11 protein-coding genes and 1 pseudogene are annotated in these 14131 nt (G+C 60.9%); 8 read left to right on the top strand and 4 right to left on the bottom strand.

Annotation, left to right across the window (positions count from 1 at the left end; translation table 11 throughout):
• Nucleotides 1-73 precede the first annotated feature (73 nt).
• The gene (locus tag AB4N42_RS10400) at nt 74-652 is read right to left on the bottom strand and encodes an acyl carrier protein phosphodiesterase (RefSeq protein ID WP_198797103.1); all 579 of its coding nucleotides are present in this window, start codon (nt 650-652) and stop codon (nt 74-76) included.
• Between the two features lie 155 nt (nt 653-807).
• Between AB4N42_RS10400 and AB4N42_RS10395 the strand changes: the two genes are divergently transcribed.
• The 4 genes from AB4N42_RS10395 (at nt 808) to AB4N42_RS10380 (ending at nt 4199) form a co-directional block, all read left to right on the top strand.
• Nucleotides 808-1110, top strand: coding sequence for an ArsR/SmtB family transcription factor (locus tag AB4N42_RS10395; RefSeq protein ID WP_030138446.1), 303 nt, complete (start codon nt 808-810; stop codon nt 1108-1110).
• 17 nt (nt 1111-1127) lie between these two features.
• Nucleotides 1128-2294 carry an MFS transporter gene (locus tag AB4N42_RS10390; RefSeq protein ID WP_198797102.1) on the top strand — a complete coding sequence of 389 codons (1167 nt, stop codon included), beginning with the start codon at nt 1128-1130 and terminating at the stop codon, nt 2292-2294.
• Between the two features lie 32 nt (nt 2295-2326).
• Nucleotides 2327-3376: an alkene reductase gene (locus tag AB4N42_RS10385; RefSeq protein WP_323154531.1), complete on the top strand. Its 1050-nt coding sequence runs from the start codon at nt 2327-2329 to the stop codon at nt 3374-3376.
• 313 nt (nt 3377-3689) lie between these two features.
• Nucleotides 3690-4199, top strand: a complete 510-nt coding sequence (locus tag AB4N42_RS10380) for a hypothetical protein (RefSeq protein ID WP_460116144.1) — start codon at nt 3690-3692, stop codon at nt 4197-4199.
• Between the two features lie 208 nt (nt 4200-4407).
• Here AB4N42_RS10380 and AB4N42_RS10375 read toward each other — a convergent pair whose 3' ends face one another.
• Nucleotides 4408-5040 (bottom strand): TetR family transcriptional regulator, encoded by a 633-nt coding sequence (locus AB4N42_RS10375; protein WP_030142282.1) that lies wholly within the window; start codon nt 5038-5040, stop codon nt 4408-4410.
• 263 nt (nt 5041-5303) lie between these two features.
• On the opposite strand from AB4N42_RS10375, the pseudogene AB4N42_RS10370 reads away from it, so the two are divergent.
• The 4 genes and pseudogenes from AB4N42_RS10370 to AB4N42_RS10355 all read left to right on the top strand — a co-directional run bounded on the left by AB4N42_RS10370 (nt 5304) and on the right by AB4N42_RS10355 (nt 12709).
• Nucleotides 5304-6463 (top strand): annotated as a pseudogene (locus tag AB4N42_RS10370) (efflux RND transporter periplasmic adaptor subunit).
• A gap of 3 nt (nt 6464-6466) precedes the next feature.
• Nucleotides 6467-9631, top strand: coding sequence for an efflux RND transporter permease subunit EmhB (emhB, locus tag AB4N42_RS10365; protein ID WP_334598176.1), 3165 nt, complete (start codon nt 6467-6469; stop codon nt 9629-9631).
• Complete coding sequence (gene adeC / locus AB4N42_RS10360) at nt 9628-11085, top strand: AdeC/AdeK/OprM family multidrug efflux complex outer membrane factor (RefSeq protein WP_407683923.1); 1458 nt, start codon at nt 9628-9630, stop codon at nt 11083-11085. The genes emhB and adeC overlap by 4 nt, the downstream gene beginning before the upstream one ends.
• Nucleotides 11086-11455: 370 nt before the next feature.
• The gene (locus tag AB4N42_RS10355) at nt 11456-12709 is read left to right on the top strand and encodes an OprD family porin (RefSeq protein WP_334598177.1); all 1254 of its coding nucleotides are present in this window, start codon (nt 11456-11458) and stop codon (nt 12707-12709) included.
• A 208-nt stretch (nt 12710-12917) separates the two neighbouring features.
• Here AB4N42_RS10355 and pcaC read toward each other — a convergent pair whose 3' ends face one another.
• Nucleotides 12918-13310 (bottom strand): 4-carboxymuconolactone decarboxylase, encoded by a 393-nt coding sequence (gene pcaC / locus AB4N42_RS10350; RefSeq protein WP_030142291.1) that lies wholly within the window; start codon nt 13308-13310, stop codon nt 12918-12920.
• A 10-nt stretch (nt 13311-13320) separates the two neighbouring features.
• A complete protein-coding gene (pcaD, locus tag AB4N42_RS10345) occupies nt 13321-14121 on the bottom strand; it encodes a 3-oxoadipate enol-lactonase (protein WP_030142292.1) in 801 nt (266 codons plus the stop codon).
• Nucleotides 14122-14131: the final 10 nt, after the last annotated feature.

Genomic DNA, 14131 nt, shown 5'->3' with positions numbered 1-14131 from the left:
ATAGCGATTCAACATTCAGCAGATGTTCTGGCTGATATACCGCTATCGCGAGCAAGCTCGCTCCCACATGGGTTTATGGTGTGGTTTGGTTTTGGGCGAAATCCTGCAACTGCGGATAGAACAACCGAAAATCCTCGCTCAACGGCTCATAGAGCTTGACCAGTTCCGTCATCGCCCCCGCCAGCTCCTCCGGCCGTGACAAGCGCCGGGAAATGCCGCGCAGCACCTGCCCGATCACTTCGAATTCCTGATAGGACCCCAGCCAGTCATCCGCTGCCATGAACGGTGCGATGTGCGCCAGGCGCCCCGGCAACTGCGGTTCGGCGGCGAGGACCTGATAGACGCGGGAGGTGAAGTCCATCAGCGGCCCCTCACCGTACAGCGTCCAATCCCGGGCCAGGCAATGGTCGAAGAACACATCCAGTACGATCCCGGCATAACGCCGCCGCACCGTGGAAAAGCGCGACAAAGCGATATCCACCAACGGATGGCGATCGGTGTACATGTCGATGCGTCGATGCAGAGCGATCGCCGCTTCGATCCGCGGGTCGAATTGCCCTTGCAGCGGCCCTTTGACGAAATCGCCATAGAGGCTGCCGAGCAGTTGTTCCCGGCCAGGGCCGCCGAGGTGCAGGTGCGCGAGGTAGTTCATGGCGGGCAGCTTAGCACCACCGCGCCCATATCGTTATAACCCGATATAGCGATTTGTTCGGGGTTCAGATCAAATACATATTGGTATATCGCGAATTAACGATTTAAGGTTCGCTTCATCGCGATATAGCGTTTTACTCACCCGAGCCTGCCACCATGCCCCTCGACCTCGACGAAATAATAAAAGCCCTGGCGCACCCAGTACGGCGAGACATCCTCAACTGGCTCAAGGACCCCAAGGTCCAGTTTCCCGAGCAGTTGCACAACCATGAATTCGGCATTTGTGCCGGCCAGATCGACCAGCGTTGCGGCCTGTCGCAATCCACGGTCTCCGCGCATCTGGCGGTGCTGCAACGGGCCGGGTTGATCACCAGCCAGAAGGTCGGTCAGTGGCACTTCTTCAAACGCAACGAGGAAGTGATCCAGCAGTTCCTCAAGCAAATGAGCCAAGAGCTCTGACCTGACAAGGATTCGACATGCCCCTTTCCCTCTTCATCCTGGCGCTGAGCGCCTTCGCCATCGGCACGACGGAATTCGTCATCATGGGCTTGTTGCCCGACGTGGCGGCGGACCTCGGCGTGTCGATTCCCGGCGCCGGCTGGCTGGTCACCGGCTACGCCCTGGGCGTGGCCATCGGTGCGCCGTTCATGGCCCTGGCCACCGCGCGGCTGCCGCGCAAGGCCGCGCTGGTGGCGCTGATGGGGATCTTCATCATTGGCAACCTGCTCTGCGCCGTCGCCAGCGACTACAACGTGCTGATGCTGGCGCGAGTCGTCACCGCCCTGTGCCACGGTGCGTTCTTCGGCATCGGTTCGGTGGTCGCCGCCGGCCTGGTGGCGCCGAACAAGCGTGCCTCGGCCGTGGCCCTGATGTTCACCGGCCTGACCCTGGCCAACGTGCTTGGCGTACCGCTGGGCACCGCGCTGGGCCAGCAAGCCGGCTGGCGTTCGACCTTCTGGGCGGTAACGATCATCGGCGTAGTCGCCCTGATCGGCCTGATCCGCTTCCTGCCAGCCAAGCGCGACGAGGAAAAACTCGACATGCGTTCGGAGCTGGTGGCGCTCAAGGGAGCGGGCCTGTGGCTGTCGTTGAGCATGACCGCGCTGTTCTCCGCCTCGGTGTTCACCCTGTTTACCTACGTCGCCCCGCTGCTGGGTGAAGTGACCGGCGTATCGCCCCGTGGCGTGACGTGGACCCTGGTGCTGATCGGCCTAGGCCTGACCCTGGGCAACATCATCGGCGGCAAGCTGGCGGACAAGAGCCTGGCGAACACGCTGATGGGCGTATTCCTGACCATGGCGGTGGTGTCCACCATCTTGAGCTGGACCAGCGTGGCGTTGATCCCGACCGAGATCACGCTGTTCCTCTGGGCCACCGCCTGTTTCGCCGCGGTGCCGGCACTGCAGGTCAACGTGGTGACCTTCGGCAAAGACGCACCCAACCTGGTGTCCACCCTGAACATCGGCGCCTTCAACATCGGCAACGCCCTGGGCGCCTGGGTCGGCGGCAGCGTCATCGACCATGGCCTGGGCCTGACTTCCGTGCCCCTGGCGGCGGGCGCGCTGGCCGTGCTCGCGCTGCTGGTGACCCTGATCACTTTCCGCCAGGGCGGCAATGCCGACCTGGCCCCTGCCACTCACTGACTTTTAATTCTTTACTTGCGAGGTTGTATTTCATGGCGACAATTTTCGACCCTATCAAACTCGGCGACATCGAGCTGAAGAACCGCATCATCATGGCCCCGCTCACTCGCTGCCGTGCAGACGCCGGCCGTGTGCCCAACGCGTTGATGGCCGAATACTACGTGCAACGCGCCTCCGCCGGCCTGATCCTCAGTGAAGCCACGTCGGTGACGCCGATGGGCGTGGGCTACCCTGATACGCCGGGCATCTGGTCCAACGATCAGGTCCGCGGTTGGGCCAACGTGACCAAGGCCATCCACGGCGCTGGCGGCAAGATCTTCCTGCAGCTCTGGCACGTGGGCCGAATCTCCCACCCGTCCTACCTGGACGGCGAGCTTCCAGTGGCACCGAGCGCCATCCAACCCAAGGGCCACGTGAGCCTGGTGCGTCCGCTGGCCGACTATCCGACCCCACGTGCACTGGAAACCGCTGAAATCGCCGACATCGTCGATGCCTACCGCGTCGGCGCGGAAAACGCCAAGGCCGCCGGTTTCGATGGCGTGGAAATCCATGGCGCCAACGGTTACCTGCTCGACCAGTTCCTGCAAAGCAGCACCAACCAGCGCACCGACAACTACGGCGGCTCCCTGGAAAACCGTGCCCGCCTGCTGCTGGAAGTGACCGACGCCGCCATCGAAGTCTGGGGCGCCGGCCGCGTGGGCGTGCACCTGGCACCGCGCGCCGACTCCCACGACATGGGCGACGAGAACCGCCTGGAAACCTTCAGCTACGTTGCCCGCGAGCTGGGCAAGCGTGGCATCGCGTTTATCTGCTCCCGCGAGAAAGAAGGCGAAGACAGCATCGGCCCGCAACTCAAGCAAGCCTTCGGCGGCCCTTACATTGCCAACGAACGCTTCACCAAGGACAGTGCAAATGCCTGGCTGGCAGAAGGCAAGGCTGACGCCGTGGCGTTTGGCGTGCCGTTCATTGCCAACCCGGACCTGCCGGCACGCTTGAAAGCCGACGCGCCATTGAACGAGCCGCATCCGGAAACATTCTATGGGAAAGGTCCGGTGGGTTATATCGATTATCCATTGATGTAATTTAAACCACGCAGCCTTGTAAAAAAGCCCCGACTCGAAAGAGCCGGGGCTTTTTACGTCTAATGACTTTAACCCCAATCCAATTATTAAAGTTGAAATATCAAATAACAACACAACACCGTCTCACCATGGATTAATACTTCCGACAACGCTAATAATAAGCCCGAACAACCACCCTTCCACTGAACGAACCCCATCACCACCAAAAAATACAAACATGCAACTTCAACGTTTTACCAACCCAAAACATAATCAAATACTATTTATCTTATGCAGGCTTTAGCAGCCTGAAACTCTTTAGAGGGATCTTACTATGAGCCTTATGAAAAACCTGATTCTCGCCCTGTTACTGGGCCCCTTGGCGGCCGCCGTCAGCTTGGCCAACACGAACATCATCGTCAATGTTATAAACGATACGTCCCATGATCTGGAACTGACTAACCTTCTGGGTGAGTTTTCCATACCTGACGATTTTTCTGTCGTCCCCGCCGACGCAAATATGGAGTTTCACTTCAAACATGAAAGACAATTCACCTACCCCGTTGCTGGCTGGCAACCCACACTGAGGAAAATAAAACCTATTGAACTGGTTCTGACCTATCAGATGACTAACTTTAACTTCGGCTGCCAGCTGCAAACCCTGTTTGACGCCCGAGTTATTTTCGGTTTCCTGGAACCCAGCTACAAACCAAATTGGCAAAGCAGAACCGCGTATACCGGGAATGGCGAATATTCCTGTCGGTCAGTAATTACCCAAAGAATGCTGGAACCGCCCTTCAGCTACACCATTAACCTGACGATCGATGACAACAACCCGACCTGATCCAATGTTAGCGAGACTGAGGCCCAGGGCACGCGCCTGAGCAGGATGCGATTTGGCAAACACGCAACAATTTCCCTACAAAATAGCCGAGGCGCCGTCTTTCAACGCTGAGGCGGTGCCTATATAAAGTACCCCGCCAGGATAAATTTCCGGCGGGGTACTTCCTGATCGGCTATTGACACAAACCGACTCAATTACGCATTTTGTTTCATTTGCGCAGGCTAGGGCTCAAGTGCAGCATGTCCAGCCCGGTTTCCACCCAGCGCTCCGCTTCACCTGCCAGTGCGAAGCTGTCGGGGGCCAGCAGCCACTGGTAGAGGATGCCGTCAATGTAGGCATGAATGGCCACCGCCGCCCTTTCGGGATCCAGGTCATCCGGCAACTGGCCGCGTTTCATCGCATTGCGCAGCGACAGCGCAATACGCACATTACAGTCGAGGCTGACCTGCCGCCGCTGCTGGCGCAGGTCACACATTTCATCGGTGAACTCGCATTTATGGAAAAGAATCTCGTTGATGCGTCGGGTTTTCGGATCCAGGGCCACCTGCTGGAACAACCGCACCAGCAGTTTGCGTATGCATCCCAGGGGATCGACCTCCTCTTCGCTCTCACTGGCGCGTGCCAGCTCATCGAGCGGTTCATGCAACGTATCGAGCATGGCCTGGAGCAGATCCGCCTTGTTGCTGAAATGCCAGTAGATGGCGCCCCGCGTCACACCGGCGAGCGTCGCGATGTCAGCCAGCGTGGTGCGCGCCACGCCTCGCTCGAAGAACGCTTTTTCGGCCGCTTCGAGTATCTGGTTGCGAGTCTCCAGAGCCTCCTCTTTGGTACGACGGACCATGGCAGTAAACACCTCAATCAGGATGCATAAGCGATGCGTAAGGTTCAGCATGACAATCCATGAGGCAGTGCCGTCGACATGCGTCCCCGATTCGCATCGGCCTTTGTAAGGCTTTTGTAAATACGGATGGTACGCAATTTGGCTGTTTACAAACAACCGTGTACGTAAGTATATTTCTTAGCATCCTACTAATTGCTTATCTTGCTCTTTTTTACCTTCCACCTTCGAGCGCGCCTGTTACGCGCCTGGACCCGAGGATTTCCATGCAATTCAAGCCAGCTGTTACCGCTCTGGTCACTGCCATCGCCCTGGCATCGCTGCTCAGCGGATGCAAAAAGGAAGAGGCTGCCCCTGCGCCTCCCCCTCCCCAGGTCGGTGTGGTAACCCTCAAGACCCAGCCCTTTACCCTGACCTCCGAACTGCCGGGCCGCACCAGTGCGTTCCGCGTCGCGGAAGTGCGCCCGCAGGTCAACGGCATCATCCTCAAGCGCCTTTTCAAGGAAGGTGCCGACGTCAAGGCCGGCCAGCAGCTCTACCAGATCGACCCGGCCGTCTATGAGGCGACCCTCAAGAGTGCCGAGGCCAACCTGCGCTCCACCAAGTCGATTGCCGATCGCTACCAGCAACTGGTCAACGAACAGGCCGTAAGCCGGCAGGAATACGACACCGCCGTGGCCAATCGCCTGGAGTCGGAAGCCAACCTGCAGACTGCCCAGATCAACGTGCGCTACACCAAGGTCTATGCGCCTATTTCCGGTCGCATCGGTCGCTCCTCGGTGACTGAAGGCGCCTTGGTAAGCAACGGTCAGACCGATGCCCTGGCGACCATCCAGCAACTGGACCCGATCTACGTTGACGTGACGCAGAGCTCCGTCGAGCTGCTGCAACTGCGCCGCGAACTGGAAAGCGGCCGCCTGCAAAAGGCAGGCGACAATGCCGCCATGGTCAAGCTGACGCTGGAAGACGGCAGTCAGTATCCCCACGAGGGCAAACTGGAATTCTCCGAAGTCTCGGTCGACCAGACCACCGGCTCCGTGACCTTGCGCGCCGTGTTCCCCAACCCTGACCACACCTTGCTGCCGGGCATGTTCGTCCACGCACAATTGCAGGCCGGTGTGAACAGCGCGGCGATCCTGGCACCGCAGCAAGGCGTGACCCGCGACCTCAAGGGCATGCCGACCGCGATGGTCGTGGGCGCCGACAACAAGGTCGAGCTGCGCCAGCTCAAGGCCAGCCGCACCGTTGGCAACCAGTGGCTGATCGAAGACGGCCTCAAGGCCGGCGATCGCCTGATCACCGAAGGGTTGCAGTACGTACGGCCAGGTGTGGAAGTCAAGGCCACCGAAGCCACCAACGTAGGCGCCAAGAATCCGGCCCCCGCCCAGGCAGCTGACAAAGCCGCTGCGGCGGCAAAGGGGAGTAAACCATGTCGAAATTCTTTATCGACCGTCCGATCTTTGCCTGGGTAATCGCCCTGGTGATCATGCTGGTCGGCGCCCTGTCGATCCTCAAGTTGCCGATCAACCAATACCCGAGCATCGCGCCACCGGCCATTGCGATCCAGGTGACCTACCCGGGCGCATCCGCGCAAACCGTGCAGGACACCGTGGTGCAGGTCATCGAGCAACAGCTCAACGGCATCGACAACCTGCGCTACGTGTCGTCGGAAAGTAACTCCGACGGCAGCATGACCATCACCGCGACCTTCGAGCAGGGCACCAGCTCCGATACCGCGCAGGTCCAGGTCCAGAACAAGTTGAACCTGGCCACCCCGCTGCTGCCGCAAGAAGTGCAGCAACAGGGCATCCGCGTGACCAAGGCAGTGAAGAACTTCCTGATGGTGATCGGTGTGGTCTCGCGCGATGGCAGCATGACCAAGGACGACTTGGCCAACTACATCGTGTCCAACCTGCAGGATCCGATCTCGCGTACCGCCGGTGTCGGTGACTTCCAGGTCTTCGGCGCGCAATACGCGATGCGGATCTGGCTCGACCCGGCCAAGTTGAACAATTTCAACCTGACCCCGGTAGATGTGAAGAACGCCATCGCCGCGCAAAACGTCCAGGTCTCGTCCGGCCAACTCGGCGGCTTGCCTGCCCTGCCCGGCCAGCAACTGAACGCCACCATCATCGGCAAGACCCGCTTGCAGACCGCCGAGCAGTTCAAGGCGATCCTGCTCAAGGTCAACCCGGACGGCTCGCAAGTGCGCGTCGGCGACGTCGCCGATGTGGGCCTGGGCGGTGAGAACTACAGCGTCAGCGCCCAGTTCAACGGCGCACCAGCGTCGGGCCTGGCGGTCAAACTGGCCAACGGTGCCAACGCCCTCGATACAGCCAAGGCCCTGCGCAAGACCATCGACGACCTCAAGCCGTTCTTCCCGCAAGGCGTGGAAGTGGTGTTCCCCTACGACACCACGCCGGTGGTGAGCGAATCGATCAAGGGTGTGGTTGAAACCCTGGTCGAGGCGGTCGTACTGGTGTTCCTGGTGATGTTCCTGTTCCTGCAGAATTTCCGCGCCACCATCATCACCACGATGACGGTGCCGGTGGTGTTGCTGGGTACCTTCGGGATCCTTGCGGCGGCCGGCTTCAGCATCAACACCCTGACCATGTTCGGCATGGTGCTGGCCATCGGCTTGCTGGTGGACGACGCCATCGTCGTGGTGGAAAACGTCGAACGGGTGATGAGCGAAGAAGGCCTGTCACCCAAGGAAGCCACCAAGAAATCCATGGGCCAGATCCAGGGTGCGTTGGTGGGTATCGCGCTGGTGCTGTCGGCGGTGCTGTTGCCGATGGCGTTCTTCAGCGGTTCCACCGGTGTGATCTACAAGCAGTTCTCCATCACCATCGTCTCGGCCATGGCCCTGTCGGTGCTGGTCGCCCTGATCTTCACCCCGGCCCTGTGCGCCACCATGCTCAAGCCGATCCCCAAGGGTGAGCACGGCACACCGAAACGCGGTTTCTTCGGCTGGTTCAACCGCAATTTCGACCGTGGCGTTCGCAGCTACGAGCGTGGCGTAGGCAACATGCTCAGGCACAAGGCCCCGTACCTGTTGGCTTACGTGATCATCGTGGTCGGCATGATCTGGCTGTTCACCCGCATCCCGACGGCGTTCCTGCCGGAAGAAGACCAGGGCGTGCTGTTTGCCCAGGTGCAGACACCAGCCGGTTCCAGCGCCGAGCGGACCCAGGCGGTGGTGGACAAGATGCGTGAGTTCCTGCTGCGTCCAAGCAAGGACGGCGGCGAAGGCGATGCCGTCGCATCGGTGTTCACCGTGACCGGCTTCAACTTCGCCGGTCGTGGCCAGAGCTCCGGCATGGCGTTCATCATGCTCAGGCCGTGGGAGGAGCGTAACGCCGACAACAGCGTGTTCAAGCTTGCTGGCCGTGCCCAGCAGCACTTCTTCACCTTCCGCGACGCGATGGTGTTCGCCTTCGCCCCGCCGGCCGTGCTGGAACTGGGTAACGCCACCGGTTTCGACGTGTTCCTGCAGGACCGTGCCGGTATCGGCCACGACAAGCTGATGGAGGCTCGCAACCAGTTCCTGGGGATGGCGTCCCAGAGCAAGATCCTCTCCCAGGTGCGTCCGAACGGCTTGAACGACGAGCCGCAATACCAGCTCGAAATCGACGACGAGAAGGCCAGCGCGCTGGGCATCACCTTATCGGACATCAACAACACCCTGTCGATTGCCCTGGGCAGTAGCTACGTGAACGACTTCATCGACCGCGGTCGGGTGAAAAAAGTGTATGTGCAGGGTCAGCCCGGCGCTCGCATGAGCCCCGAAGACCTGAAGAAGTGGTACGTGCGCAACAGCGCCGGGACCATGGTGCCGTTCACTGCGTTCGCCAAGGGTGAATGGGTCTACGGCTCGCCGAAGCTGGCGCGCTACAACGGCGTCGAAGCGATGGAAATCCTCGGCGCCCCGGCCCCGGGCTATTCCACCGGTGAAGCCATGGCCGAAGTCGAAGCCATCGCCAAGAAGCTGCCGGCCGGTGTCGGCATTTCCTGGACGGGCCTGTCCTACGAGGAACGTCTGTCGGGCTCCCAGGCGCCGGCGTTGTATGCCTTGTCGCTGCTGATGGTGTTCCTGTGCCTGGCAGCGCTGTATGAGAGCTGGTCGATTCCGATCGCGGTCATGCTCGTGGTGCCCCTGGGGATCATCGGGGCGCTGATGGCGACCAGCCTGCGCGGCCTGTCCAACGACGTGTACTTCCAGGTGGGCTTGCTGACGACCATCGGCCTGGCGGCGAAAAACGCCATCCTGATCGTCGAGTTCGCCAAGGAACTCCACGAACAGGGCCGGACCCTGATGGAAGCTGCCATCGAAGCCTGTAGGATGCGTCTGCGGCCGATCATCATGACGTCCCTGGCGTTCGTCCTCGGCGTGGTTCCGCTGGCGATTTCCACCGGCGCCGGCTCGGGCAGCCAGCACGCCATCGGTACCGGCGTGATTGGCGGTATGCTCACCGCGACCATCCTGGCAATCTTCTGGGTGCCCTTGTTCTTCGTGACGGTGTCGTCGATGGGTCGTCGCAAGAATATCGACCAGGACCACACTCCTGAAACTTCTAAAGAGGCTGGCCAATGAGCAAGTCGCTACTTTCCCTGACCATCGCCGCCGTCGTGCTCAGCGGTTGCTCGCTGATCCCCGACTATCAGCGGCCCGAAGCACCGGTCGCGGCGCAATACCCGCAAGGCCCGGCCTACGAGCCGGCCAATGCGCCCGGCCAGGCTGCCGCCGAACAGGGTTGGAAGCAGTTCTTCCATGACCCTGCGCTGCAGCAATTGATCCAGGTCGCCCTGGAGAACAACCGCGACCTGCGCGTCGCGGCGCTGAACATCGATGCCTACGCCGCGCAGTACCGCATCCAGCGCGCGGACCTGTTCCCGGCAGTCTCGGCCACCGGCTCCGGCAGCCGCCAGCGGGTACCGGCACGGGCTTCGCAAACCGGCGAAGCGGCGATCAGCAGTTCCTACTCGGCAACACTGGGGATCAGCGCCTATGAGCTGGACCTGTTCGGTCGCGTCCGCAGCTTGAGCGAGCAAGCCTTGCAAAGCTACTTCGCTACCGAAGAAGCCCGCCGCAGCACGCAGATCAGCCTGGTGGCCAACGTCGCCAATGCCTACCTGACCTGGCAGGCCGACAAGGAACTGCTCAAGCTGACCCAGGAAACCCTGGGCACCTACGAGCAGAGCCTGAAGCTGACCTCCCGCAGCGCCGAAGTTGGCGTGGCCTCGGCCCTGGACCTGAGCCAGGCGCGCACGGCGGTGGAAAACGCCCGCGTGCAACTGGCCCGCTACACCCGCCAGGTGGCCCAGGATGAAAACAGCCTGACCCTGCTGCTGGGCACCGGCCTGCCGGCCAACCTGCGCACCCAACCGTTGAGCGATGACCTGCTCAGCGAAGTGCCGGCCGGTTTGCCGTCGGACCTGTTGCAACGTCGTCCGGACATCCTCCAGGCCGAACGCAACCTGCTCGCCGCCAACGCCAATATCGGCGCCGCGCGGGCCGCGTTCTTCCCGAGCATCAGCCTGACGGCCAACGCCGGCACCCTGAGCCCGGACCTGTCCGGCCTGTTCAAGGGCGGTTCGGGCACTTGGACGTTCGCGCCGCAGATCAACCTGCCGATCTTCAACGCTGGCAGCCTGCGGGCGAGCCTGGATTACGCCAAGATCCAGAAAGACATCAACGTCGCGCAGTACGAGAAGTCGATTCAGACGGCGTTCCAGGAAGTCTCCGACGGCCTGGCCGCGCGCCAGACCTACAACGAGCAGTTGCAGGCCCAGACCGACTTCGTCGCCGCCAACCAGGACTACTACCGCCTGGCCGAGCGTCGCTACCGCATCGGTGTCGACAGCAACCTGACCTTCCTCGACGCCCAGCGCCAGTTGTTCAGCGCGCAACAATCGCTGATCACCGACCGCCTTGCGCAACTGACCAGCGAGGTCAATTTGTACAAGGCCCTGGGCGGTGGCTGGAATGCCGAGACGGGCAAGAGCGAACCGGTGGCGGAGAAGGCGCCGGAAACGAAGTTGTTCTGATTTGACGTCTGAAAACACGAAGCCCACCGAAAGGTGGGCTTCGTGTTTTTAAGGATTAATAAATATCCGAGTTCAACACACAACCCTGTGGGAGCAAGCTCGCTCCCACAGGGGATTGCGACCATCCATTCGGTTACTTTGCCGTTCGATAATCGCCCAAAACCCGCAAACAGCAATTGAACGGATCCCGGGCCGACCTTCACCATCGCTCGCACAAAACCAATAACAACAGGTTCGATGCCATGTCCCCACGCCCTGCACCGTCCGGCTGATCCTCGGTCGCTTTAGCAACCTGGCCCCACCGTACCGTTCGCACCCAAAAGTTGCGGCAACAACTCGCTTCGTCCACAAAAAATAAGAGACAACGCCCATGAAGCCCACACAGCACCTGTTCCCCAGCCTCATTGCCGTCGCCCTGAGCAGTACCGCCCTGCCCGTCCTGGCGGCGGAGTCGGGGTTTGTCGAAGACGCCAAGGCCACGCTGAACCTGCGCAACTTCTACTTCAACCGCAACTTCACCAACGACAACGCCGCCCAAGGCAAAGCCGAAGAATGGACCCAGAGTTTCATCCTCGACGCCAAGTCCGGCTTCACTCAAGGCACGGTCGGTTTCGGCGTGGACGTGCTGGGCATGTACTCGGTCAAGCTCGACGGCGGTCGCGGCACCGCCGGCACCCAATTGTTGCCAGTGCATGACGACGGTCGCCCGGCCGATGACTTCGGTCGCCTCGGTGTCGCCCTCAAGGCCAAGGTCTCGAAGACCGAACTGAAGGTCGGCGAGTGGATGCCGGTGCTGCCGATCCTGCGCTCCGACGACGGTCGTTCCCTGCCCCAGACTTTCCGTGGCGGCCAGGTCACTTCGACCGAAATCAACGGCCTGAGCCTCTACGGCGGCCAGTTCCGCGCCAACAGCCCGCGCAACGACGCGAGCATGGAAGACATGTCGATGAACGGCCGTGGTGCCTTCACCTCCGACCGTTTCAACTTCGGCGGCGGTGAATACGCCTTCAACGAAAAACGCACCCAGGTCGGCGTCTGGTACGCGGAACTGTCCGACATCTACCAGCAGCAGTATTTCAACCTGACCCACAGCCAGCCGATCGGCGACTGGACCCTGGGCGCCAACCTTGGTTACTTCACCGGCAAGGAAGACGGCAGCGCGCTGGCCGGCGACCTCGACAACAAAACCGCGTTCGCCATGCTTTCCGCCAAATACGGCGGCAACACCTTCTACGTCGGCCTGCAGAAAGTCGGCGGCGATGATGCCTGGATGCGCGTCAACGGCACCAGCGGCGGCACCCTGGCGAACGATAGCTACAACTCCAGCTACGACAACGCCAAGGAAAAATCCTGGCAAGTGCGCCATGACTTCAACTTCGCTGCTGTCGGCGTGCCGGGCCTGACCCTGATGAACCGCTACATCAGCGGTGACAACGTGCACACCGCCACCGTCGATGACGGCAAGGAATGGGGCCGTGAAACCGAACTGGCCTACACCGTGCAGAGCGGTGCGCTGAAGAGCCTGAACGTGAAGTGGCGTAACTCGACGATGCGCCGGGACTTCAGCACCAATGAGTTCGATGAGAACCGGTTGATCGTCAGCTATCCGATCAGTCTGTTGTAGAAGCCAAACATGGAGGGAGGCTGTACCACCGTCATCGCGAGCAAGCTCGCTCCCACAGGGTTAAATGTCGAGCACAAAATTTGTGTTCCCTGAAGATCCAGTGTGGGAGCGAGCTTGCTCGCGAAGGCATCATCACATTCAACATTGATGCAAGCTGACCCACCGCTTCCGCGAGCAGGCTCGCTCCCACAGGGATCGGGGGTGGGTCTCACCCCCGTGATTCGACGCCCAGTTCATCCCAGACCGATTCGGCCAGGTGAAAGGTGGCGTTGGCTGCCGGGATGCCGCAGTAGATGGCGCTCTGCATGATCACTTCCTTGATCTCGCTGCGGCTCACGCCGTTGTTGGCGGCGGCGCGCAGGTGCAGCTTGAGTTCTTCGTTGCGGTTCATACCGATCAGCATGGCGATGGTGATCAGGCTGCGGGTATGGCGCGGCAGTCCCGGGCGGGTCCAGATGTCGCCCCAGGCGTGACGGGTGATCATCTCCTGGAATTCGCTGTTGAATTCAGTCAGGGCGTTGAGGCTGCGGTCCACGTGGGCATCGCCCAGCACGGCGCGGCGTACCTGCATGCCTTCGTCGTAACGTTGTTTCTCGTCCACAAAAAATTCCTCAGGCCCGGCCGGAATCAAGCAGGAAATCCACCACCCGCGCGCTGAACGCAGCACCGGCCTGGACGTTGGAAAGATGTGCAGCGTAAAACTCGGCGTACTCGGCCCCACTGACGCGCTCCTGGATGAAGTGCCCGCCCGACGGCGGCGTCACCGCATCTCCGGTGCCGGCGATCACCAGCAGCGGCACGCGAATCGACATCAATTGCTCGCGGAAATCGGCATCACGCACCGCCGCGCAGTTGGCTGCATAACCTTGGGGCGACGTGGCGGCCAGCATGTCGGTGATTTTTTTTGCCGTCGCAGGCTGGGCCTCGGCAAAGTCCGGGGTAAACCAACGGGCAATCGAGGCGTCACGCAACGCCACCATCGCATCCTTGCCATCACGCAGCACGGTTTCGATGCGCGGGTTCCACACCGACGGATCGCCGATCTTGGCCGCCGTGTTGCACACCACCAATTTGCGCAGGCGTTCACCGGCATGGATGCCCAGCCACTGGCCGATCAACCCGCCCATGGAAAGGCCGCAGAAGTGCACCTTGTCGATATTCAACTGATCCAGCATCGCCAGCACATCGCGGCCCAGTTGTTCGATGCTATAGGGACCTTCGGTCACCAGCGACTGGCCATGCCCCCGCGTATCGAAACGCAGCACGCGAAAATGCTCGCTAAAGGCAGGAATCTGCTCGTCCCACATATGCAAATCAGTGCCCAGGGAGTTGGAGAGCACCAGCACCGGGGCGTCTTGCGGCCCATCGAATCGGTAGTTCAGATCGCCTTCGGCGAGTTTGACGAATCCCACAACTATCTCC

This window comes from Pseudomonas sp. H2_D02, from assembly GCF_054677635.1.
Note: the sequence above shows the minus strand (reverse complement) of the source record. Positions and strands in the feature narration are given on the sequence as shown.

Bases quoted from the DNA above. Each gene is read 5' to 3' on its own strand.
- AB4N42_RS10400 (WP_198797103.1), bottom strand. From the start codon at position 652: ATGAACTACCTCGCGCACCTGCACCTCGGCGGCCCTGGCCGGGAACAA.
- AB4N42_RS10395 (WP_030138446.1), top strand. From the start codon at position 808: ATGCCCCTCGACCTCGACGAAATAATAAAAGCCCTGGCGCACCCAGTA.
- AB4N42_RS10390 (WP_198797102.1), top strand. From the start codon at position 1,128: ATGCCCCTTTCCCTCTTCATCCTGGCGCTGAGCGCCTTCGCCATCGGC.
- AB4N42_RS10385 (WP_323154531.1), top strand. From the start codon at position 2,327: ATGGCGACAATTTTCGACCCTATCAAACTCGGCGACATCGAGCTGAAG.
- AB4N42_RS10380 (WP_460116144.1), top strand. From the start codon at position 3,690: ATGAGCCTTATGAAAAACCTGATTCTCGCCCTGTTACTGGGCCCCTTG.
- AB4N42_RS10375 (WP_030142282.1), bottom strand. From the start codon at position 5,040: ATGGTCCGTCGTACCAAAGAGGAGGCTCTGGAGACTCGCAACCAGATA.
- emhB (WP_334598176.1), top strand. From the start codon at position 6,467: ATGTCGAAATTCTTTATCGACCGTCCGATCTTTGCCTGGGTAATCGCC.
- adeC (WP_407683923.1), top strand. From the start codon at position 9,628: ATGAGCAAGTCGCTACTTTCCCTGACCATCGCCGCCGTCGTGCTCAGC.
- AB4N42_RS10355 (WP_334598177.1), top strand. From the start codon at position 11,456: ATGAAGCCCACACAGCACCTGTTCCCCAGCCTCATTGCCGTCGCCCTG.